Source organism: Cellulophaga geojensis KL-A, assembly GCF_000568425.1.
Classification (GTDB): domain Bacteria; phylum Bacteroidota; class Bacteroidia; order Flavobacteriales; family Flavobacteriaceae; genus Cellulophaga; species Cellulophaga lytica.
In genome coordinates this window covers 21,052-43,833 of the sequence record NZ_ARZX01000016.1, presented here as the reverse complement: position 1 = coordinate 43,833, position 22,782 = coordinate 21,052, and the positions used below count along the sequence as shown (strand labels likewise).

Below are 22,782 nucleotides of genomic sequence, written 5' to 3'. Positions count from 1 at the left end.
TTACAAGCTAGTAGTAGAATTAGATATGGCAGAAGAGAAAGTAATAGACGAAACAATACAAGGTAATTCTTTAACACTAAAGAACAAAAGAGACAATAAACGTAAACTATACATAGAAAGTTATGGTTGCGCTATGAATTTTTCTGACAGTGAAATTGTTGCTTCTATTTTATCAGAAGAGGGTTTTAACACTACAAAGGTTTTAGAAGATGCAGACCTTGTTTTAGTAAACACTTGCTCTATTAGAGAAAAAGCAGAACTTACTATACGCAAAAGGTTAGAGAAATTTAACGCTGTTAAAAGAACCAAACCACACTTAAAAGTAGGTGTTTTAGGCTGTATGGCAGAGCGTTTAAAAAGTCAGTTTTTAGAAGAAGAAAAAATTGTAGATATGGTTGTAGGCCCAGATGCCTACAAAGATTTACCTAACTTAATTAAAGAGGTAGATGAAGGCCGTAATGCTATAAACGTAATTTTATCTAAAGAAGAGACTTATGGTGATGTTGCCCCTGTACGTTTAAACACAAACGGAATTTCTGCTTACGTATCTATTACTCGCGGTTGTGATAATATGTGTACGTTTTGTGTTGTTCCTTTTACACGTGGTAGAGAACGTAGTAGAGAGCCACAATCTATTTTAGAAGAAGTAAATGATCTTTGGAACAGAGGTTACAAAGAAATTACACTTTTAGGGCAAAACGTAGACAGCTACCTTTGGTATGGTGGCGGTTTAAAAAAAGATTTTAACCAAGCTACAGAAATGCAAAAAGCTACGGCTGTTAACTTTGCTAATTTATTAGAGATGACAGCAATTGCACAACCCAAAATGAGAATTCGTTTTTCTACATCTAACCCACAAGATTTAACGTTAGACGTGGTTAAAACTATGGCCAAGTATGATAACATTTGCAAACACATACATTTACCAGTACAAAGCGGAAGCGATAGAATTTTAAAAGCTATGAACCGCTTACACACAAGAGAAGAATATTTTACATTAATAGATAATATTAGACAAATTATTCCTGATTGTGCTATTTCACAAGATATGATTGCCGGCTTCCCAACAGAAACGGAAGAAGACCATAAAGACACACTTTCCTTATTAGAATACGTAAAGTACGATTTTGGCTATATGTATTCTTATTCTGAAAGACCAGGTACAATGGCTGCACGTAAACTAGAAGATGATGTACCTGAAGCAGACAAAAAAAGAAGATTAGCAGAAATTATAGCATTACAAAGACAACACTCTGGCTACAGACTACAACAACGTTTAGGTAAAATTGATGAAGTTTTAATTGAAGGAGAATCTAAAAGATCTACAGAACATTGGATGGGCAGAAACTCACAAAATGCTGTTGTTGTGTTCCCTAAAGAAGAAGGTAGCCAAGTTGGAGAATTTGTACAAGTAAAAATTGAAGATTGCACAACAGGAACCCTTTTAGGTAGTATTGTAAAAAAATAAATATAATGGAATCTGTACAAGCAATAAAACAACGATTTGAGATCATTGGAAACGATGTACAACTTAATAGAGCTATAGAAAAAGCGATACAAGTTGCACCTACAGATATTTCTGTATTAGTTACTGGTGAAAGTGGTGTTGGTAAAGAGTCTATTCCTAAAATAATACACTCATTATCTCACAGAAAACACGCAAAATATATTGCTGTAAACTGTGGTGCAATTCCAGAGGGCACAATAGACAGTGAACTTTTTGGCCATGAAAAAGGAGCCTTTACAGGTGCTACAACTACCCGTAAAGGATATTTTGAAGTTGCAGATGGCGGAACCATTTTTTTAGATGAAGTTGGAGAGTTGCCCTTAACAACACAAGTACGTTTGCTACGTGTATTAGAAAATGGGGAATTTTTAAAAGTTGGCTCTTCACAAACACAAAAAACCAATGTGCGTATTGTTGCTGCTACAAACGTAAATATGTTTGAGGCTATTAAAAAAAATAGATTTAGAGAAGATTTATATTACAGATTAAGCACCGTAGAAATAAACCTTCCTCCTTTACGAGAACGCTTAGAAGATATTCATTTACTTTTTAGAAAATTTGCATCAGATTTTAGTCAAAAATACAAAATGCCAACTATTCGCTTGTCTGATGATGCTGTGCAAATATTACAAAAATACCGTTGGGCTGGTAACATTAGGCAATTACGTAATGTTGCAGAACAAATTTCAGTTTTAGAGTCAGAACGTCATATTTCTGCCACTACGCTACACTCTTACTTACCAAATGGTGGTAATACCAACCTACCTGCAGTTGTAAATCAAGAAAAAAAAGAGAGCGATTTTAGCAATGAAAGAGAAATTTTATACAAAGTTCTTTTTGATATGAAAGCAGACCTTAACGATCTAAAAAAGCTAACACTGGAGTTAATGAAAAATAACGATAGTGAAAAGGTTCAAGAAGAAAACGAACATTTAATTCAGAAAATATACGGCAATCACGATGATGATGATTTTGAAGAGGCGGACAGCACTCCCTCAGAAATATTACATCTACCAAATCCTTCAAGAGAAAGAGAAGAAGTTATTTCACCAGTAATACCACAGGATGACAAATACCACTTTGCAGAAGAAATAGAAGAGGAAGAAACGCTATCTTTACAAGACAAAGAAATAGAGCTTATTAAAAAGTCTTTAGAAAGAAACAGAGGAAAAAGAAAAGCCGCAGCTGCAGAATTAGGTATTTCTGAGCGTACTTTATATAGAAAAATAAAACAGTTTGATTTATAATTTGATGAAAAACATAAAAAACATACTTGCTGTACTCCTAATAATTAGCACTGTACAAGCTTGCGGACTAAAAAGTGTTGGCTATAATTTTACTGGAGGTAGCACTGGAGACGCAAAATCTTTTCAGGTAAACTTTTTTCAAAATTATGCTTCGCAAAGCCCAGGGTCTACAGTAGAACCAGGTTTAGACAGAGACTTTACAAATGCCTTACAAGATTTATTAGGAAGTCAAACTAGCCTTAGTCTAACTCCATCTAACGGAGATTTAGTGTACGAAGGTGAAATTGTAGAATACCGCATTTCTCCTATGACAGCTACAGCAGCACAAACTGCTGCACAAAACAGGCTAACAATGACGGTTAATGTACGTTTTTACAATAAAACAAAAGAAGATTCAGATTTTGAACAGCGTTTTTCATTCTTCTATGATTATGATGCTAACTCTTTATTAGCTTCTGTAAAATCTGAAGCGCACGCAGAATTATTTGAGCGTATTACACAAGATATTTTTAGCAAATCATTAGCAGACTGGTAGTTTTATGAAAGTAACAGATTTTACACATTTATTACAAAAGCCAGAAAGTATTAGCTCTGTAGCGCAAATTAACCAGCTAGAGGAAATTATTACAGACTACCCTTATTTTCAGGCAGCACACGCAATACACTTAAAAGGCTTAAAAAATACCAATAGTTTTAAGTATAACAACGCACTAAAAGTTACTGCTGCACATACTGCTAATAGAGATGTTTTATTCGATTTTATTACTTCTCCAGAATTTTTAAACAATACAACCACTATAAAAGAGATTAGAGAAAATGCTAATCTAAAAAAATTAAATGTAGTTTCTGAAGAAGTTGCCTCGCCACCAAATATGTTAGAAGAAAGTGAAGACAAACCTTTACCACAAAACATAGACGATGCAGAAAAAATTTTAGACGACACTCTTTTTGAAACCAAAGAGGTAATTAAAGAAGAAGTTGTTGAAACTGAAAAAGAATTAGAAATTTCTAATGAGACCCAAGAGTTAGAAATTAAAACCCAAGAAGAAGCGTTAAAAAACAATGCAGAAGAAACTAGAGAGGTTATTCCAACAGAAAAACTTGAAGAAGAAAAAACTGAAGCTGAAAAATTAAATATTGGAGAACCTTTACACTTTACAAAAAAAGAAAAATACTCTTTTGCTCAATGGTTAGAGCTTACAAACCCTAAGGTTAATAAAGAAACAGCCGAAACTACTAAAGAAGAAAACACCCAAGAAGAGGAAACTAAAACAACTTTAGAAAACAAAAAGCCTAAGCAAAAAAAAAATAAAAAATTTGATTTAATAGATAAGTTTATAAAAACCAATCCTAAAATTACACCTACAAAAAACATAGAAACCAAAGTAGATATTTCTAGCTCTGTAAAACTTAATAAAGATGAGTTAATGACCGAGACTCTTGCAAAGGTATATTTAGAGCAAAAAAAATACAAAAAGGCAATTCAAGCTTATAAGATTTTAAGTTTGAAATATCCAGAAAAAAGTAGTTTCTTTGCAAACCGAATAAAATCGGTAGAAAAAATTCAAAAAGAAAACATATAACAGATGAGTACGTTTACAATATTTTTAGTTCTTATTATTATAGTATCACTTTTACTAATGTTGGTAATTATGGTACAAAACCCAAAAGGTGGTGGTTTATCTTCTTCTTTTGGTGGTGGTGGCAACCAAGTAGTTGGTGGTGTTAAAAAGACTGGGGATTTTTTAGATAAAAGTACTTGGACTTTAGCTGCACTATTAGTTATACTAATTTTAATGTCTAACGTTGCATTACCAGGCAAAGGAAGCAACTCTGATTCTAAATTATTACAAGAAAAAAATACAGAAGCTCCTGCTACTACAAATACAGCTGCTCCTTCAAGTAAAGACACTAACTTAATGGACAGCATTAAGTAAAAACGTACCTTTTAAAATATATCAAAAATGCCAGCTTATGACAAGCTGGCATTTTTTGTTTTACAACTTGTCAGTTTTACGCTATGGCACAATTTCTGCCTATGTAACACCAGAAAAATTAATATTAAAAATCATAAAATATGGCTAAAGTTAACATTAAACCATTGGCAGATAGAGTGCTAATTGAACCGATGGCAGCAGAAACTAAAACAGCTTCTGGATTAATAATTCCAGACACTGCTAAAGAAAAACCTCAACAAGGTAAAGTAGTTGCTGTTGGCCCAGGAACTAAAGATGAAAAAATAACTGTAAAAATTGGTGACACTGTACTTTACGGTAAATATGCCGGTACAGAGTTAAAGTTAGAAGGTTCTGACTATTTAATGATGAGAGAAAGCGACATTTTAGCTATTATCTAAAACAGCTATTTGCTAATAGCCTATGGCTTTTAGCTCTAAATTAATAATCAAACTTATGTCTTTAGTTAAAACTAAAGACTAAACTTAAAAAACACATAAACAAAGATGGCAAAAGATATTAAATTTGACATTGAAGCTAGAGACGGCCTTAAAAGAGGTGTAGACGCTTTAGCAAACGCAGTAAAAGTAACATTAGGCCCTAAAGGAAGAAACGTAATTATTAGCAAGTCTTTTGGAGCTCCAACAGTAACTAAAGATGGTGTATCTGTAGCTAAAGAAATAGAGCTTGCAGATCCTTTAGAAAATATGGGAGCACAAATGGTTAAAGAAGTTGCTTCTAAAACTAATGATTTAGCTGGTGACGGTACTACAACCGCTACAGTTTTAGCACAATCTATAGTAAAAGAAGGTCTTAAAAACGTTGCAGCAGGTGCAAACCCAATGGATTTAAAAAGAGGTATAGACAAAGCTGTTGAAGCTATTGTAGAAGACCTTGCTAAACAATCTAAAAAAGTTGGTGATTCATCTGATAAAATTAAACAAGTTGCATCTATCTCTGCAAATAACGACGAAACTATTGGCGAACTAATTGCACAAGCTTTTGGTAAAGTTGGTAAAGAAGGTGTTATTACTGTAGAAGAAGCTAAAGGAACAGATACTTATGTAGATGTTGTAGAAGGTATGCAGTTTGACAGAGGTTACCTTTCTCCTTATTTTGTAACAGATTCTGAAAAGATGGTTGCCGAGTTAGAAAACCCATACATTTTATTGTTTGATAAGAAAATATCTGCAATGAAAGATCTTTTACCTGTATTAGAGCCAGTAGCTCAATCTGGTAAACCTTTATTAATTATTTCTGAAGATGTAGATGGTGAAGCTTTAGCTACTTTAGTAGTTAACAAGTTACGTGGATCTTTAAAAATTGCTGCTGTAAAAGCTCCTGGATTTGGAGACAGACGTAAAGCAATGTTAGAAGATATTGCCATTTTAACTGGCGGTACTGTTATATCTGAAGAAAGAGGTTTTTCTTTAGAAAGCGCTACTTTAGATATGCTTGGTACTTGTGAAAAAGTATCTATAGACAAAGATAACACTACAATAGTAAATGGTTCTGGTGATGCAGCTACCATTGACACAAGAGTTAACCAAATTAAATCTCAGATAGAAACTACTACATCTGACTACGATAAAGAAAAATTACAAGAGCGTTTAGCTAAATTAGCTGGCGGTGTTGCCGTACTTTATGTTGGTGCTGCTTCTGAGGTAGAAATGAAAGAGAAGAAAGACAGAGTTGATGATGCATTACACGCTACAAGAGCTGCCGTAGAAGAAGGTATTGTTGCTGGTGGTGGTGTTGCTTTAGTTAGAGCTAAAGCTGTTTTATCTAAAATAAAAGCAGAAAACGCAGACGAAGAAACTGGTTTACAAATTGTTGCTAGAGCTATTGAAGCTCCATTGCGTACAATTGTAGAAAATGCTGGTGGAGAAGGTTCTGTTGTTGTTGCTAAAGTTATTGAAGGTAAAGGAGATTTTGGTTATGATGCTAAATCTGAAACTTATACAGATATGCTTAAAGCTGGTATTATAGATCCTAAAAAAGTAACTAGAGTTGCATTAGAAAACGCTGCTTCTGTTTCTGGTATGATCTTAACTACTGAGTGTGCTTTAACAGATATTAAAGAAGATACACCAGCTGCTGCTGCACCTCCAATGGGTGGCGGTATGCCAGGTATGATGTAATCTTTAAAATATAAGAATACTAAAAAACGCTCCAATTTTCATTGGAGCGTTTTATTTTTATAGTTATTATAACACTATTCTTTATGGTCTTCTTGCACATCTATATCTCTATAAAAACAACATGCATGCAAACTATTGTAAACCTCATCTGGAGCTTTTAAGTTTTTAGTATCATGACCTACAGCCGCAACACTACTCTCTATAGCGTCTAAATTTGTTTTTCGCTCATCAAAAATAACTTTAAGCTCATGTGTTTTTACATTCCAAATAGCGCTTTTTACTCCTTTAGTTTTTATACAAGCTTTTTCTATACGATCTTTACACATTTGACAAACCCCGTCTACCTCTAAACTTGCTTTTGCATTTTTGTTTTGCCCAAAAGAAACATAAGCAAACAACATCATTACTATTACAGCTATTTTTCTCATAATTTTTATATTTTATTTTTTAAACTTATTTATTTTAAATCGCAACCCTGCGTAGTACATACTTCCAAAAACTGGTCCGTATACAAAAGTAGTATCAAAATTAGAGCCAAAAGGGTCATCTGCTCCTACAATTGGCATATCTTGCCTAACATTAGTTATATTTTCACCGCCTACATACACCTCAAACTTAGGAGAAAACACTTTAGTAATTTGCGCATTTACAGTTGCTACATTTGGCGTGTAACTTGGCAACCTATATGCTTCAGGATTAGTTTCTGTAGAAGAAAAACGTTGTGTACCTAACCAATTAAAGGTTGCATCAAACTTCCATTTTTTAATAAAACCGTGACCTTTTGTTTGGTATGATGCATTTGCAAAAAACCTATGTTTAGGCGTTAAAGACCTTTCTAGCTTTGCAGATTTGTATTGCGTTTTAATATCATATAATTTATAAGCAACACGCAAATCAAAATTACCAAACACATTATAGTTTAACTCTGCCTGAAAACTATTTGCATAACTATCTCCTTCTAAATTATAAAAACTAACCTCTTGCGGGTTTTCCCAATCTACAACTATCTGATTCTCAAAATCTGTTCTGTAAAAGTCTACAGAGATATCACCTTTTTTATCAAATAAATTAAAACCTTGTAAATAAGACACGCCATAATTCCAAGCAATTTCTGGATCTAAACCGTAAATATTACCGCCATCATCATCAATATTTATAACTCTACCACTTGCAAACATACGTTGGTTTTCTGCAAAAATATTAGCTGTACGTTTACCTCTACCAAATGAAGCTCTAAGAGCAGATTTCTCCCATGGAGAATAACGCAAATGAAACCTAGGAGTTACAAAAAAGCCAAGTCTATTATGGTTGTCTACACGTACACCTGCTGTAATATTTAACTTCTCTAAATTATCATAACCATACTCAAAATAACCTCCTATAGAGTTATCTATACGCGCATAATTATCTGTAAGTACTAACTCATCATACTTATCATACGTAAAATTAATTCCGGTTTTAACCTTATGTCTAGAGTCTCCTATTATAGAGTTGTAATTAATGTTTGAGTATACACTGCTATGCTCTATATCATATACATTTAAGCCAAAATATGAATCTTGCTTATGGTTGCTTACTGCAAACTGTGCACCTAAAACCTGCCAAGGCAATTCTGGATTAACATAACCAAACTTTGCAGAAAAATCTATACGCTCTGTATTAATTTCACTGCCCCAAGCATTGGTTGTTAATTTATCTGTATCTGGATCAAAATTTAACTGCCCAGTTTGTTTATCATCATTTAGATACCTAATATTAAAAAAGGATCCAATTCCTTTTTCCATATCTATATACTGCCACCTGTTCATGATATTAATTTGGTTGTATATTGGCATATCCATAAAGCCATCATTATTAACATCATGCTTTTTATTATGCTTATTACCGTGTATATACAAGCCTGTACTCCATTTGTCACTTACCTTAGTATTAAAATGGGTATTTAGCTCTAAACGCTCACTACTTGCTGCATATAAATTCACAAATAAAGCATCATCTGAAATAGGTTTTTTAAGCTCTGCATTTATTTGTCCTGCAATACTCTCGTAGCCATTTATAACACTCCCCATACCCTTGGTAATTTGTATACTCTCTACCCAAGTACCTGGTATAAAACTTAATCCATATGCTTGTGATGCACCACGTACAGATGGTATGTTCTCTGTAGCTATTAAAATATAAGGACTTGTTAAGCCTAACATTTTTATTTGCCTTGTTCCAGACACAGCATCTGCAAAGTTAACATCTATAGATGGGTTGGTTTCAAAACTTTCAGACAAATTACAACAAGCAGCTTTAAGCAACTCATCACTACTTACAACCATTGTATTTTCTGCTTTTAAATACAGTTTGGTTGTAGCTTCTTTTTTTGCAGTAATTGTAACTTCATCTAAAGTACTTGTAGATTGTAAATTATGGGTAATTTTTCCTGATTTAGTTATGGTAAGTGTATCTGTCTTAAACCCAACATAACTAATTATTAGTTTAGAATATTCTTTTTTGTAAGGCACAGAAAACGTACCGTCTAAATCTGTTATAACACCCACCTTAGTATTATGCCAGTACACATTTGCACCTGCTAAAGGCAGAATTTGCCCATTAGCCGTTTCTTCATTTATTACACCACTAACCTTGTCCTGAGCGCACATAAATAAGGGAAATAAAAGAAAAGTAAATAGTATTTTTTGCATTTTTAAAATCAATTTTTAAAACTTGAAATATATTTTTTAAAAGTTTACATAACATAAACTTTTGCAACACTATGCCACTTGTGTGCATTGTGTTGTAAAATCACAATCAATTATTTAAAAAAATCAAATTATAAAAACCTGATGGGATACTTGTAAGTTTTGCACCAGAAGTGGTGGCGCATATTTTTTTTCGCTAGTTTTTTGCTCTAAAACATATAAATCACTAGCTGTTAAGCTTAAAATTGAAGTAACAACATATTGCGTAATTACTTTTTCTTTTTGGTCTGATGCTACTGTTAATCTATCCTGACCTTTTACAGCTTCTAGAATACCTTTACAACAATTGTCTTCTGAAGTGTTAGACGTTTGCACAAAAGCGCTTTCTCCGCAGCCAAAATCTTCTGGATATACAGAAACTGAAACTAACTCTCCACAACAAAAATGTTTTTCTACAGCAAAAGAAACTGTAGAAAGCAGCACTAACAATGCAAGTGCAATAGTTGTTATTTTATGTAGTAGTTGTTTCATTATAAGCACAAAAGTAAATAAAAAACTCTTATTTACACAGATTTGGTTGCCAAACCAACGTTAAATGTGGTAGGCTCTTCTAGTTTTGTTATTTAACAATTGGTTTTATTCAAAAAAAAATAATAATGTAGAATTAAAAATTAAGGCATATTTTTGCATAAAATTTTTAGTTTACAAAAATGTTACAAGATCTAAAATCATCAGTTTTAAACATCATAGAAGAAAACAAAGGCAATAGAGACCAAAGTCTTTTAGCAATTTGCGAATTATTAGAAGAAAACGTGCCTTACTACAACTGGGTAGGTTTCTATTTTAAAAACGGTGATAAAAACGAACTTAAGCTAGGCCCTTACGTTGGCGAACCAACAGACCACGTAATTATACCGTTTGGAAAAGGTATATGTGGGCAGGTTGCAGTTTCTAATGAAAATTTTGTTGTACCAGATGTACAAGCACAAGACAATTACATTGCTTGCAGCATAACTGTAAAAGCAGAAATAGTAATTCCTATTTTTGTAAACGGAGAAAACATTGGGCAAATAGACATAGACTCTAACACTCCTGACCCTTTTTCTAAAGAAGATGAAGACTTTTTAGAGTTTGTATGTGCAGAAGTTGCTAAAATTCTTTAAAACTTTGTGTTTTTGTTAATAAACCATTGCTGTTCTTAATCGCAAAAAAATTACTTTTGTGTCCTTATTCAATCTTTTAACAATAAGCACATAAAATGAGTACCACAAAAAAAGCTACATCAGCATTAATTTCTGTTTTTCACAAAGACGGTTTAGAACCTTTAGTAAAAAAGTTTAACGAACTTGGAATAACAATTTACTCTACTGGAGGCACAGAAAAATTTATTAAAGAATTAGGAATTGATGTTATACCTGTAGAAGATGTAACTAGCTACCCATCTATTTTAGGAGGACGTGTAAAAACCTTACACCCTAAAGTTTTTGGTGGTATTTTAAACAGACAAGAAAACGAGAACGACCAAGCACAGTTAGCTGAGTTTGATATTCCTCAGTTAGATATTGTAATTGTAGATTTATACCCTTTTGAAAAAACAGTTGCAAGTGGCGCTCCAGAACAAGATATTATTGAAAAAATTGATATAGGTGGTATTTCTTTAATTAGAGCCGCTGCCAAAAATTTTAAAGATGTACTTTGTGTTTCTTCTATGGAAGATTACAGTGAAGTTTTAGATATTATTACTACTGGTAATGGAACAACAACTATAGAAGATCGTAAGCGTTTTGCTGCTAAATCTTTTAATGTATCTTCTCATTACGATACTGCCATTTTTAACTACTTTAATAAAGAAAAAGAAGAAACTGTTTTAAAAATTAGCGAAACTAATGGTAAAGTTTTACGCTACGGAGAAAACCCACACCAAAAAGGATTCTTCTTTGGAGATTTTGAAGCAATGTTTAACAAATTACACGGTAAAGAATTAAGTTACAACAACTTGCTAGATGTAGATGCTGCTGTAAACTTAATGGGTGAATTTAAAAATGATGAACCTACGTTTGCTATTTTAAAACATAATAATGCTTGTGGCTTAGCCTCTAGAAGTACTTTACACCAAGCATATGTAGATGCCTTAGCTGGCGATCCTGTTTCTGCTTTTGGTGGTGTATTAATTGCAAACAAAGAAATAGACCTTGCAACAGCAGAAGAAATACACAAATTATTTTGTGAGGTTGTTATAGCTCCTAGCTATGCAGCAGATGCTTTAGAAGTATTAAAAGGTAAAAAGAACAGAATTATTTTAGTGCAGAATGATGTAGCCTTACCAGAAACATTGGTTAGAACTTGTTTAAATGGTGTGCTAGTACAAGATAAAGACCATAAAACAGATACTGTTGCAGATTTACAAAATGCTACAGACACAAAACCTACAGCAGAAGAAATTGAAGATTTAATATTTGCCTCTAAATTATGCAAACACACAAAATCTAACACAATTGTACTTGCTAAAGGAAAACAATTATGTGCTAGCGGAACAGGACAAACCTCTAGAGTAGATGCTTTAAACCAAGCTATACATAAAGCTAAGTCTTTTAATTTTGATTTAAACGGAGCGGTAATGGCTAGTGATGCTTTTTTCCCATTCCCAGACTGTGTAGAAATAGCAGGTACTAATGGCATTACAAGTGTAATACAACCTGGCGGATCTATAAAAGACCAATTAAGCATAGATTATTGCAACGAAAACAAAATTTCTATGGTAATGACTGGCACACGTCATTTTAAACATTAATTTTGTTACATTCGTCGATTAAACTTACTTTTAGTCCAGAAACCAATTTATAATACATGGGATTTTTTGATTTTTTTACAGAAGAGATAGCTATAGATCTTGGAACAGCCAATACGCTAATAATACATTTAGACAAAGTTGTTGTAGATAGCCCTTCTATTGTTGCTAGAGATAGAATTAGCGGAAAAATAATTGCAGTTGGTAAAGATGCCAATATGATGCAAGGTAAAACCCATGAAAATATAAAAACAATTAGACCTCTTAAAGATGGTGTAATTGCAGATTTTGATGCATCTGAAAAGATGATAAATATGTTTATCAAAAACATACCTGCATTAAAAAAGAAATGGTTTCCGCCTGCATTGCGTATGGTTGTTTGTATTCCTTCTGGTATTACAGAAGTAGAAATGCGAGCAGTAAAAGAATCTTGTGAACGTGTAAACGGTAAAGAGGTTTATTTAATTCATGAACCTATGGCAGCAGCTATTGGTATTGGTTTAGATATTATGCAACCTAAAGGTAACATGATTGTAGATATAGGTGGTGGTACTACAGAAATTGCTGTTATTGCATTAGGTGGTATTGTTTGTGATAAGTCTGTGAAAATTGCAGGTGATGTATTTACAAATGATATTATATACTATATGCGTACACAACATAACCTTTATGTAGGTGAAAGTACTGCCGAAAATATAAAAATAACAATAGGTTCTGCTACAGAAGATTTACAAGAACCACCAGAAGAAATGTCTGTACAAGGTAGAGATTTACTAACAGGTAAGCCTAAGCAAGTATCTATCTCATACAGAGAAATAGCTAAGGCTTTAGACAAGTCTATCTTAAGAATTGAAGATGCTGTGATGGAAACTTTATCTCAAACTCCACCAGAGTTAGCTGCAGACATCTATAACACAGGTATTTACCTTGCAGGTGGAGGATCTATGCTAAGAGGATTAGACCGTAGGTTATCCCAAAAGACAGATTTACCCGTATATATAGCAGAAGATCCTTTACGCGCAGTTGTTAGAGGAACAGGTATTGCTCTTAAAAACTTAGAACGTTATAAAAATATCCTAATTAAATAATTAGTTAGGATGTTTTTATGACATAAGTATAGGCTTAAGTTTATACCGCCAAATATGTAAAATGAATGCAACAAATTATCAACTTTTTAATAAGAAACAAAAACGGGCTACTGTATGTTTTTTTATTACTAATTGCGTTGGGATTTACGGTACAAGCAAACTCTTATCATCAATCTAAATTTTTAAATTCTTCCAGTTGGCTTACTGGTAATATTTACCAAACATCTACCAATATATCTACCTATTTTTCATTACAAAATGAAAATAATATACTGGTAGAAGAAAACAAAAGGCTACGCAACTTACTTTTTAATAAAAACATTGTTGCTCCAGATAGTATTAAAACAGACTCCTCTTCTACCTACAACATAGTAACTGCCAACGTTATTAAAAATAGTTATTCACTATCTAAAAATTACATTACTATTAACGCTGGTAAAAATCAAAACATAAAAGAAGATATGGGTGTTATAACGTCTAATGGTATTTTAGGCATTATAGATCATACATCTAACAATTTCTCACTAGTACAAAGTATACTAAATACAAAGTCTACAATTAATGCCAAACTTAAAAACGAAGAATATTTTGGTTCTTTAGTATGGGATACCAAAGATTTTAACACTGCACAGCTAACAGATATTCCTAGGCTAGTTAAATTAAACATAGGAGATACTATAGTTACTGGTGCAAGTTCTAGTATTTTCCCAAAAGATATTCCTATTGGTGTTATAAAAGATTACAGTTTAAAAAAATCTGAAAATGTATACCACATTAACATTAGCCTTTTTCAGGATATGGCTAACATTAAAAATGTATACATTATTAAAAACAAAGATATTGCAGAGATTAAAGAATTAGAAAAGAAAATTAAATAATGCTAAATAATAAAATTACAATACATATTATTAGGTTTTTCTTTCTTGTTCTTGCACAAGTATTAATTTTTAATAACATCAACTTTTTAGGTTTTGTAAACCCTATGGTTTATGTGCTATTTTTTTATTGGTATCCTGTAAAAGAAAATAAATCTATTTTGCTTATTGTTAGTTTTTTCTTTGGATTAACAATAGATTTTTTCTCAGACACAATGGCAATACACACAGCAGCATGCTTAACAATTGCATATATAAGGTCTGGCATTATGCGCTTTTGTTTTGGCGTAAACTATGATTTTCAAAACTTTAAAATGACCTCTACAACAACATTACAACAGGTTACTTTTTTAGCTTTATTAATTTTATTTCATCATTTAATTTTCTTTTCGCTAGAAATTTTTAGTTTCAGTAATTTGTTGCTAATTTTAAAGAAAGTTTTAATTGTTGGTAGTGCAACCTTACTTCTTTGCCTATTAATAAAATCATTGTTTAGTACCCAGAAAAAATGAAAAAATTCCTACTTTCATCTTTCATCATCTTAATAGGACTATCCTTTTTAGGAAGGTTATCCTATTTACAAATTTTTAGCTTTTCTCCTAATCAAATATTAGAAGACCCTGCAATAAAAACTTTGTATGATTTTCCTGAACGCGGTTACATTTATGACCGTAACGGAAAATTGCTTGTGGCTAACCAAGCTGCTTATGATGTTATGGTTATACCAAGAGAGGTTAAACCGTTAGACACTCTGGAGTTTTGTAATTTAATTGGCATTGATAAAAGTACATTTATAAAGAACCTTAAAAATGCACGCAAACATTCCCCTAGGTTGCCATACGTAATGGTTTCACAATTATCTAAAGAAGATTATGCCAAGCTACAAGAAAAAATGCGAAAGTATGAAGGGTTTTATATTCAAAAACGTTCTCAGCGTTATTATGATACCAAAAGTGCTGCAAATGCTTTAGGATATATTAGCCAAGTAACACCTGGCGACTTAAAAAAGTTTCCATATTACAGTCAGGGTGAATTAAAAGGAAAAACCGGAGTTGAAAAACAATATGAAGATATATTACGAGGAAGAAAGGGCGTAAAATATATACAAAAAGATAGATTTAACAGAGATATTGGCCCTTATAAAAACGGCGCACTAGATACTTTACCAGAGCCTGGCAAAGAAATACAATTAACCATAGATAAGGAACTGCAAGAATACGGAGAAAAATTAATGGTTGGTAAACATGGAGGTATAGTTGCTCTAGATCCTAATTCTGGTGAAATATTATCATTAATTTCTGGCCCCACTTATGACCCAGCCTTATTGGTAGGCAGAAAACGTTCTGCCAATTACAGCAAACTGTATTATGATAGTATTGCCAAACCAACTTGGGATAGAAGTTTACTTGCCCAAGAGTCTCCAGGTTCTCCTTTTAAAGTAATTAACGCACTTGTAGCTTTACAAGAAGATGTTATGACTCCAGAAGATAAAATACGTTGCTATAATGGTTTTTACGTTGGAAAAAACAGAACCAAAAGAGGATGCCATTGCGGTGGAGGTCTAAGAGATATGTATAGCGGAATTTACAAATCATGTAACGCTTATTTTGCTGGGACTTTTAAACAAATTTTTGACAAGTTTGAAACTACAGATGAAGCTATGGATGTGTGGCAAAAACACGTTAAAAGTTTTGGACTTGGAGAATATTTAGGAACCGATTTACCTACTGGAAGCAGAGGACGAATTCCTGGAAAAGAATATTACGACAGGGTTTATGGAGATAATAGATGGACGTGGTCTTATATTGTTTCTATATCATTTGGACAGGGTGAAGTTGCTGTTACACCTATACAATTAGCTAATATGACCGCTGCTATTGCTAACAAAGGCTATTATTATACCCCACATATTTTAAAAAAGGTAGAAGGCAAACCAATTACAGACCCAAAATACACCCAAAGAAAATATACTACTATAGATAAAGAAAATTTTGAGCCAGTTATTAAAGGTATGGAAGCTGTGTACAAAACCCCAGGTGGTACTGCACATTGGCTACAAGTTCCTGGTATTAACATTGCCGGAAAAACTGGTACTGTAGAAAACTTTACCAGAATTAATGGCGTAAGAACACAACTTACAGACCACTCTATTTTTGTTGCTTTTGCTCCTGTAGAAAACCCAAAAATTGCTTTAGCTATTTTTATAGAGCACGGTTATTTTGGAGGAAGATATGCCGGACATATAGCTTCGTTAATGATTGAAAAATATTTAAAAGGAGAAATTACTCGTAAAGACTTAGAAAAGAAAATGCTTGAAAAAACTTTAGAAAAAGAATATGCAAAGCCATATAGTGGCGAGCCTTTTCCTATTAACGAAAGAGTTTGGTAACTTTTTAAAAAGCAAAAAAACAAGAAAACTCCTTTATGTCTGGAAACACTTTTTTAAAAAGAATAGATTGGCTTAGTATCTTTATTTACTTAGCGCTAACCATTATTGGTTGGGTAAGCATATATTCTAGTACATTTTCAGAGAGTAACCCATCTATATTAGATTTTGGAACCTTTTACGGTAAACAGGCTTTTTTTATTGGAGTTAGTATATTAACTGTGGTTTTTATTTTTGCTACAGAGGCTAATCTTTTTGAACGGTTTTCTGGCATTATTTACGCATGTAGCATTGTTTTACTAGTTGGGTTATTTCCGTTTGGTAAAACTATTGCCGGAGCAACATCATGGTATAATTTAGGTTTTTTTAATTTACAACCATCAGAAATAGCCAAGGTTGCCACAACACTTGCTTTAGCTAAATACTTAAGTGATATACAAACAGACCTTAAAAAACAAAAAGATAAGTTGTATGCTTTTGGTATTTTAATAATACCTGCAATATTAATTGTACTACAACCAGATCCTGGTAGTGGCGTTGTATTTTTAGCCTTAACATTTGTTTTGTTTAGAGAAGGTTTGCCATTGTACTACTTAGCTATTGGTTTAGTAATGCTTCTTATTTTTGTAGCTACGCTTAAATTTGGTACTATTTGGGTAGTTATAGCTGTTAGTATTTTAATTGCTTTATTTTATTTAACAAAAAAAGAAAGAGTAAAAGTATCTCCATTACCAATTATACTGTTCTTTATAGCATCTGTAACCATTTCTTTATCTGTAAGGTTTGTTTTTGATTCGGTTTTAAAACAACATCATAGAGACAGATTTAATCTTTGGTTGCGTCTAGAAAAAGATCCAAAAAAATTAGAAGACATTAGAAAAACCATAGGTTATAACACATACCAGTCTGAAAAAGCAATTGAATCTGGTGGTTTTACTGGAAAAGGTTTTTTACAAGGAACAAGAACAAAGGGTGACTTTGTACCAGAACAACATTCAGATTACATTTTTACAACTGTAGGAGAAGAATGGGGCTTTTTAGGAACCGCCACTGTTGTTTTATTATTTTCTGTATTACTACTACGACTGGTATACATAGCAGAGCGCCAAAAAAATGCCTTTAGTAGAATATATGGCTACGGTGTAATATCTATTTTATTTATACATTATTTAATAAACATAGGAATGGTTATTGGCTTAGTACCCACAATTGGTATTCCGTTACCATTTATGAGTTACGGAGGCTCTGGCTTACTTGGTTTTACATTGTTGCTTTTTATCTTTTTAAAGTTAGATGCAAACCGTTTAAAAGAATGGGGCTAAAGAGCCCAATTTGTAACATTTACTTTAGCCTCTAGCTTATCTTGAGTCTGTTTTGGTAATGCTTCAAAAAAATCTATCCCAGTTTCTTTTTCTATCTTATCAACAGAAACCACAAAAGAACTCAGCTCTTTTTTACTCTCTTTATGCGGAAACAAAAAAGCTATTACTTTTAAGTTATCTTCTTTTCCTTTAGCTACAATTTTGTAAAAGTAATTTGGAACAGCTACATCTTCATCTCCTATCTCATCCATATGCCCTTTTAAAACACCTCCTGTTACAACATACAGCTCTTTATCTGTCTTTACCCATTGTCTTACTTTTTTCTCTAAACGATTCCATACACCAGCATTAAAATCGTTTTTTTGAGGGGTTATATTACTTGTGTAAAATGTTTCATTATACGCTTGTAATGCAAACCTACGATCACCGGCAGGACAAAGATGCCCCCTATCATAACCAGAGCGTTTATAATTACGCCAATCTGCAGATTTTGTTTTAACTTTTGGGTCTTCAATAAAATAAGGTCTTTTTCTATCCTCATAAGTTAAATGTTGCTTGTTTAACAGATAAGCAACCCACTCTGCTTGCTCATATTTTTCATTATATGACAAGGTAAAATAATTGTGTTTAACAACAACTCCTGTAGTAGATGATGGTTGCAAATAGTTCTCTAATTTAACTTGCTTATTATCTTTTACTACACTGGCATCTGTATAAGTATCTGGCGTATAAAAATTATTAAACAGCCAAAAACCTACTGTACAAATTACCATTAAAATTAAGTATGTTGTTTTTTTAGTCATTTTTAAAATTCTAATTATTTACATCCAATTTAAATAAAAAATAAAGCTTCCAGATAAAAAATCTGAAAGCTTTACTATTCTTGTTTATATAGCATAGCTACTCTTTAATAGCTGCTGTATATCCGTTAGAATCTTCTAAGGTTGTATAACCTGCTACTTTTACAATTTTAAAAACATCATTAGATCTCCCCTCTACATACTCTACAGTATACTTTTCTCCGCTTTGTGACCAAGTAAATGTTGTGCTAGATTTTAAGTCTCCGTTTGTGAACTTTTTAAAAGTCCCCATTTTATCTGAGTCAAATTTCCATTCATCTTTAGAACTTTGTTCTTCTTGCCCCTCAAAAGAAACAGAAAAATCACTTGACCAAGTACCAACTATGGCAGAAGATTCATTTTTAGAACAACTTGTTGTTAATACAACGGCAAATAAAATAAGTAATAGTTTTTTCAAAATAAATTATGGTTTGGGTTAATTATACTTTTTTAACGTGTTTATTTTTACAATAGTATAATGCATAAAAAAGCCTAGTTAAAAAACTAGGCTTAAAAAAATACTGTAACAAAAACTTACCCTTTAATTGCGGCTAGTTTGTTGTTATTTTTAATATTATTAATTTTTAAATCTTTAAGCACACTAATAGCTTCTTCTACGTAAACGTCTCTAGCTAAATCTTTATGCCATCTTTCTCTTTTTTCTTTTAAAATAGTGTCTTTTACAAATAAATCTTTTTCATACTTTAACGACTCAAAAGTTAAACCTGTTTTGTAATCATAAATACCTTTAAAGTGTTTAGATTTTTCTAAAAGCTTTTCCTTTTCTTTTTTATAATCGCTATAGCTTAAAGATACCACATTTTCATCTTGCTGCTCTTTTAACCATTTTGCATTTTCTTCAATTAATTTTAATTGAGAGTTTGCTGCCATACGCTTAGCACTATTTGCTATAGTTTGCTTGTAATCTATATAACCATCCCAAGTCTTATAATTTGCAGGACTAATTTTATCCCAAGCTAATGGATTTTGCTGATCTCTTTCACCTAAATCTATATAGCTATATTTGTCTGGAACTACTACATCACTCTTAACACCTTCTAACTGAGTAGATCCACCGTTAATTCTGTAAAACTTTTGCGTAGTTACTTTTAAAGCTCCTAAATCTCCGTGTTCATTATTACGGACAATATCAGATAAAGACCATAAGTTTTGAACCGTTCCTTTACCAAAAGTTTGCTTACTACCAATTACAACACCTCTTTTATAATCTTGCATTGCAGCTGCTAAAATTTCTGAAGCAGAAGCAGACAATTCATTTACCAATAACACCAAAGGACCATCCCATTGTATACGCTCATCTTTATCTTCATGTACTACTTTTTCTTCTGTACTGCCTGAAGATTTTACCTGTACCACAGGACCATCTTTAATAAATAAACCAGCCATTTCTACAACGGTACGCAAAGACCCTCCTCCGTTATCTCTAAGGTCTAAAACTAAACCTTCCATACCGGCTTGCTTTAATCTTTCAATTTCCTTTGCTACATCAGAAGCAGCATTACGGTTACTATAATCTTTAAAATCTACATAAAACTTAGGTAGGTTAATTATTCCGTAGGTATGATCTTCTTTTTTTACTGTAGCAGACTTAGCATAAGATTCTTCCATCTCTACTAAATCTCTAGTAATTTTTACAACTTGTGTAGAACCGTCTACCTTTTTAACAGTTAAATAAACATTAGTTCCCTTAGGACCTTTCATTAATTTAATTGCGTCATTTAATTGCATTCCTGTAACGTCTACAGGTTCTTCATCTGGTTTTTGACCAACTTTTATAATTTCATCACCAACTTCAATAGTTTGATCTCTCCAAATAGGACCTCCAGAAATTACTTCTACAATTTTTATTTGGTCTTTCTTTTTCTGTAATCTAGCTCCAATTCCTTCAAATTTACCAGACATACTCACATCAAACTTATCTTTGTCTTCTGGTGCAAAGTAGTATGTATGTGGGTCAAACCCTTCTACAATTGTGTTAATGTATTGTCCAAACCAATCTTCACGGTCGTACTCATTATTCACAAAATCAAAAAAGTCATCTAACGTAGATTTTGTTAACTCTCTAGCAGCTTTTTCTGCTTCAGTTTTAGATAATGGCTTTTCTTTATCTGTAAGTTTATCATCAAAAGTGCTAATTGTAGCATACTTTAATTGTTTTCTCCACCTTTCTCTTAATTCTTTTTTTGACGAAACAAAAGTCTGATCTTCATAATTGATATCTATTTTCTCTGCAGTATCAAAATTAAAAGGCTTACTTAAAATATCTTTGTAAATGTCTGAAGCTTCATCCATACGCTTCATCAATCTTTTGTGTACCAAATCAAAAAAACTAATGTCAGTATTTTTTATTTGATCATCTATCTGAAACTTATACTTTTCAAATTCTTTTATATCACTTTCTAAAAAATATCTTTTTGTTGGATCTAAGACATCTATAAACTCTTCAAAAACTGACACTGAAAAATCGTCATTAATATCTTTAGGTTCATAATGCCCCTTTTCTAACATATATGCAATTATCTCTATCAGTAATTTATCTTTATCACCGTCATTAACAGTGTCTAAAGATTTATTTGTGAAACTGCAAGACGCCACTGCAAATAGCATCCCCAATAACATAACAATTAAATTCTTTTTCATCTATTATTATTTTAACTTTAGTAGAATTTGGACTCTTAAAATTACATTAAACAATGTAAATCTTAATTATTTTACCAAGATACTGAAAAAACTATGCCACATTATAAGTTAGCAGTAGTTTTTTAACCTTTTTATGATAATTATAAGATAGATTTTTAAAAAGCATTCTTGTAAACATTATAAAAACGTATTTTTACGGTATAAATTATATGTTAGATGCAAAAACCATTAATATTAGTTACCAATGATGACGGAATTACAGCTCCGGGATTAAGATCTTTGGTAAAATTTATGAAAGAGATAGGTGATGTTGTTGTTGTAGCACCAGATAGTCCGCAGTCTGGTATGGGACACGCAATTACTATTAACAACACTTTACATGCTAACTTAGTAACTGTAGATGATATTGATGGTGCAGAACAAGAGTATAGCTGTAGCGGAACACCGGCAGATTGCGTAAAAATGGGACTTCAGGAGCTTTTAGACCGAAAACCAGACTTATGTGTTAGTGGTATTAATCACGGGTCTAACTCCTCTATAAATGTAATTTACTCTGGTACAATGAGTGCTGCTATTGAAGCCGGAATTGAAGGCATACCTGCTATTGGTTTTTCTTTGTGTGACTTTTCATGGGATGCAGATTTTGAAGAAGCCAAACCTTTTGTACAAAAAATTGTAAAACAAGCACTTGCAAACGGTATCCCTAAAGGAGTTGTTTTAAATGTAAACATTCCTGTTATTGAAAATGAAAAAATAAAAGGGATTAAAATTTGTAGGCAGGCACGTGCCAACTGGAAAGAAAAATTTGATAAACGAACCAACCCAATGGGAAAAGATTATTATTGGTTAACTGGTAAATTTGAATTGCTTGATAAAGGCGAGGACACAGATGAATTTGCACTTGCTAATAATTATATTTCTGTAGTGCCAACTCAGTTTGACTTAACAGCGCACCACACCATACAACAACTAAACAATTGGAATTTAAATGAACACTAAAAAAGAAGTTATAATTGGATTTCTTGTAGGTATAATTGCTAATACTATTGGTACATTAGCATATATTTTACTTTTTTCTGATTTAAGTATTGTAGAAACATACAAAGCAGCTGTAGAAAGTGACCATATTGGCAGTCTACTAGCACTTGGAGCTATATTAAATTTAATTGCTTTTTTTCTTTTTTTAAAAATTAAAAGAGATTATAGAGCCAGAGGTGTATTAATAGCTACATTATTAACTGCTCTTGTTATTTTATATTACAAGGTTTTTTAAATAAGTTACATAC

General features: G+C 32.4%; 22 protein-coding genes. 16 read left to right on the top strand and 6 right to left on the bottom strand.

The features are described from left to right. Nucleotides 1-25 precede the first annotated feature (25 nt). From miaB to groL, 7 genes are all read left to right on the top strand, one after another. The gene (gene miaB / locus KLA_RS12120; protein WP_034646175.1) at nucleotides 26-1,468 is read left to right on the top strand and encodes a tRNA (N6-isopentenyl adenosine(37)-C2)-methylthiotransferase MiaB; all 1,443 of its coding nucleotides are present in this window, start codon (nucleotides 26-28) and stop codon (nucleotides 1,466-1,468) included. A 5-nt stretch (nucleotides 1,469-1,473) separates the two neighbouring features. Continuing rightward, on the top strand, nucleotides 1,474-2,754 hold the full coding sequence (locus KLA_RS12115; protein WP_013620345.1) for a sigma-54 interaction domain-containing protein: 1,281 nt from the start codon (nucleotides 1,474-1,476) through the stop codon (nucleotides 2,752-2,754). Between the two features lie 4 nt (nucleotides 2,755-2,758). Then, on the top strand, nucleotides 2,759-3,289 hold the full coding sequence (locus tag KLA_RS12110; protein ID WP_013620346.1) for an LptE family protein: 531 nt from the start codon (nucleotides 2,759-2,761) through the stop codon (nucleotides 3,287-3,289). Nucleotides 3,290-3,293: 4 nt separating this feature from the next. Next, nucleotides 3,294-4,337, top strand: coding sequence for a hypothetical protein (locus KLA_RS12105; protein WP_034646173.1), 1,044 nt, complete (start codon nucleotides 3,294-3,296; stop codon nucleotides 4,335-4,337). A 3-nt stretch (nucleotides 4,338-4,340) separates the two neighbouring features. After that, a complete protein-coding gene (gene secG, locus KLA_RS12100) occupies nucleotides 4,341-4,691 on the top strand; it encodes a preprotein translocase subunit SecG (RefSeq protein ID WP_034646170.1) in 351 nt (116 codons plus the stop codon). A gap of 140 nt (nucleotides 4,692-4,831) precedes the next feature. Next, nucleotides 4,832-5,110, top strand: coding sequence for a co-chaperone GroES (gene groES / locus KLA_RS12095; RefSeq protein WP_013620349.1), 279 nt, complete (start codon nucleotides 4,832-4,834; stop codon nucleotides 5,108-5,110). Between the two features lie 105 nt (nucleotides 5,111-5,215). Continuing rightward, complete coding sequence (groL, locus tag KLA_RS12090; protein ID WP_013620350.1) at nucleotides 5,216-6,850, top strand: chaperonin GroEL; 1,635 nt, start codon at nucleotides 5,216-5,218, stop codon at nucleotides 6,848-6,850. Between the two features lie 74 nt (nucleotides 6,851-6,924). On the opposite strand, the gene KLA_RS12085 is transcribed toward groL, so the two are convergent. From KLA_RS12085 to KLA_RS12075, 3 genes are all read right to left on the bottom strand, one after another. After that, a complete protein-coding gene (locus KLA_RS12085) occupies nucleotides 6,925-7,278 on the bottom strand; it encodes a heavy-metal-associated domain-containing protein (protein WP_013620351.1) in 354 nt (117 codons plus the stop codon). Between the two features lie 12 nt (nucleotides 7,279-7,290). Continuing rightward, nucleotides 7,291-9,540: a TonB-dependent receptor gene (locus KLA_RS12080; RefSeq protein ID WP_034646168.1), complete on the bottom strand. Its 2,250-nt coding sequence runs from the start codon at nucleotides 9,538-9,540 to the stop codon at nucleotides 7,291-7,293. A gap of 123 nt (nucleotides 9,541-9,663) precedes the next feature. Further along, a complete protein-coding gene (locus tag KLA_RS12075) occupies nucleotides 9,664-10,068 on the bottom strand; it encodes an HYC_CC_PP family protein (RefSeq protein WP_051456104.1) in 405 nt (134 codons plus the stop codon). 179 nt (nucleotides 10,069-10,247) lie between these two features. Between KLA_RS12075 and KLA_RS12070 the strand changes: the two genes are divergently transcribed. The 7 genes from KLA_RS12070 to rodA all read left to right on the top strand — a co-directional run bounded on the left by KLA_RS12070 (nucleotide 10,248) and on the right by rodA (nucleotide 17,996). Continuing rightward, a complete protein-coding gene (locus KLA_RS12070) occupies nucleotides 10,248-10,700 on the top strand; it encodes a GAF domain-containing protein (RefSeq protein ID WP_013620354.1) in 453 nt (150 codons plus the stop codon). 95 nt (nucleotides 10,701-10,795) lie between these two features. After that, complete coding sequence (purH, locus tag KLA_RS12065) at nucleotides 10,796-12,328, top strand: bifunctional phosphoribosylaminoimidazolecarboxamide formyltransferase/IMP cyclohydrolase (protein ID WP_034646166.1); 1,533 nt, start codon at nucleotides 10,796-10,798, stop codon at nucleotides 12,326-12,328. 56 nt (nucleotides 12,329-12,384) lie between these two features. Continuing rightward, on the top strand, nucleotides 12,385-13,413 hold the full coding sequence (locus tag KLA_RS12060; protein WP_013620356.1) for a rod shape-determining protein: 1,029 nt from the start codon (nucleotides 12,385-12,387) through the stop codon (nucleotides 13,411-13,413). Between the two features lie 65 nt (nucleotides 13,414-13,478). Then, a complete protein-coding gene (gene mreC / locus KLA_RS12055; RefSeq protein WP_034646164.1) occupies nucleotides 13,479-14,291 on the top strand; it encodes a rod shape-determining protein MreC in 813 nt (270 codons plus the stop codon). After that, nucleotides 14,291-14,800 carry a rod shape-determining protein MreD gene (gene mreD / locus KLA_RS12050; RefSeq protein WP_034646162.1) on the top strand — a complete coding sequence of 170 codons (510 nt, stop codon included), beginning with the start codon at nucleotides 14,291-14,293 and terminating at the stop codon, nucleotides 14,798-14,800. The genes mreC and mreD overlap by 1 nt, the downstream gene beginning before the upstream one ends. Next, nucleotides 14,797-16,677 (top strand): peptidoglycan D,D-transpeptidase FtsI family protein, encoded by a 1,881-nt coding sequence (locus KLA_RS12045; RefSeq protein WP_013620359.1) that lies wholly within the window; start codon nucleotides 14,797-14,799, stop codon nucleotides 16,675-16,677. Before mreD ends, KLA_RS12045 begins: the two co-directional genes overlap by 4 nt. 35 nt (nucleotides 16,678-16,712) lie before the next feature. Further along, nucleotides 16,713-17,996: a rod shape-determining protein RodA gene (gene rodA, locus KLA_RS12040; protein ID WP_034646160.1), complete on the top strand. Its 1,284-nt coding sequence runs from the start codon at nucleotides 16,713-16,715 to the stop codon at nucleotides 17,994-17,996. Here the strand turns inward: rodA and KLA_RS12035 are convergent. The 3 genes from KLA_RS12035 to KLA_RS12025 form a co-directional block, all read right to left on the bottom strand. Beyond that, nucleotides 17,993-18,799 carry a DNA/RNA non-specific endonuclease gene (locus KLA_RS12035; protein ID WP_034646158.1) on the bottom strand — a complete coding sequence of 269 codons (807 nt, stop codon included), beginning with the start codon at nucleotides 18,797-18,799 and terminating at the stop codon, nucleotides 17,993-17,995. The genes rodA and KLA_RS12035 overlap by 4 nt on opposite strands. Before the next feature lie 97 nt (nucleotides 18,800-18,896). After that, entirely contained in the window at nucleotides 18,897-19,253 is a 357-nt protein-coding gene (locus KLA_RS12030; protein ID WP_013620362.1) for a lipocalin family protein, read from the bottom strand. Between the two features lie 116 nt (nucleotides 19,254-19,369). Then, nucleotides 19,370-21,496: a carboxy terminal-processing peptidase gene (locus KLA_RS12025; RefSeq protein ID WP_013620363.1), complete on the bottom strand. Its 2,127-nt coding sequence runs from the start codon at nucleotides 21,494-21,496 to the stop codon at nucleotides 19,370-19,372. Between the two features lie 216 nt (nucleotides 21,497-21,712). Here KLA_RS12025 and surE point away from each other — a divergent pair, with 216 nt between their 5' ends. Then, nucleotides 21,713-22,495, top strand: coding sequence for a 5'/3'-nucleotidase SurE (gene surE, locus KLA_RS12020; protein WP_013620364.1), 783 nt, complete (start codon nucleotides 21,713-21,715; stop codon nucleotides 22,493-22,495). Next, complete coding sequence (locus tag KLA_RS12015; protein WP_013620365.1) at nucleotides 22,485-22,769, top strand: hypothetical protein; 285 nt, start codon at nucleotides 22,485-22,487, stop codon at nucleotides 22,767-22,769. The genes surE and KLA_RS12015 overlap by 11 nt, the downstream gene beginning before the upstream one ends. The last annotated feature ends 13 nt before the right edge of the window (nucleotides 22,770-22,782 follow it).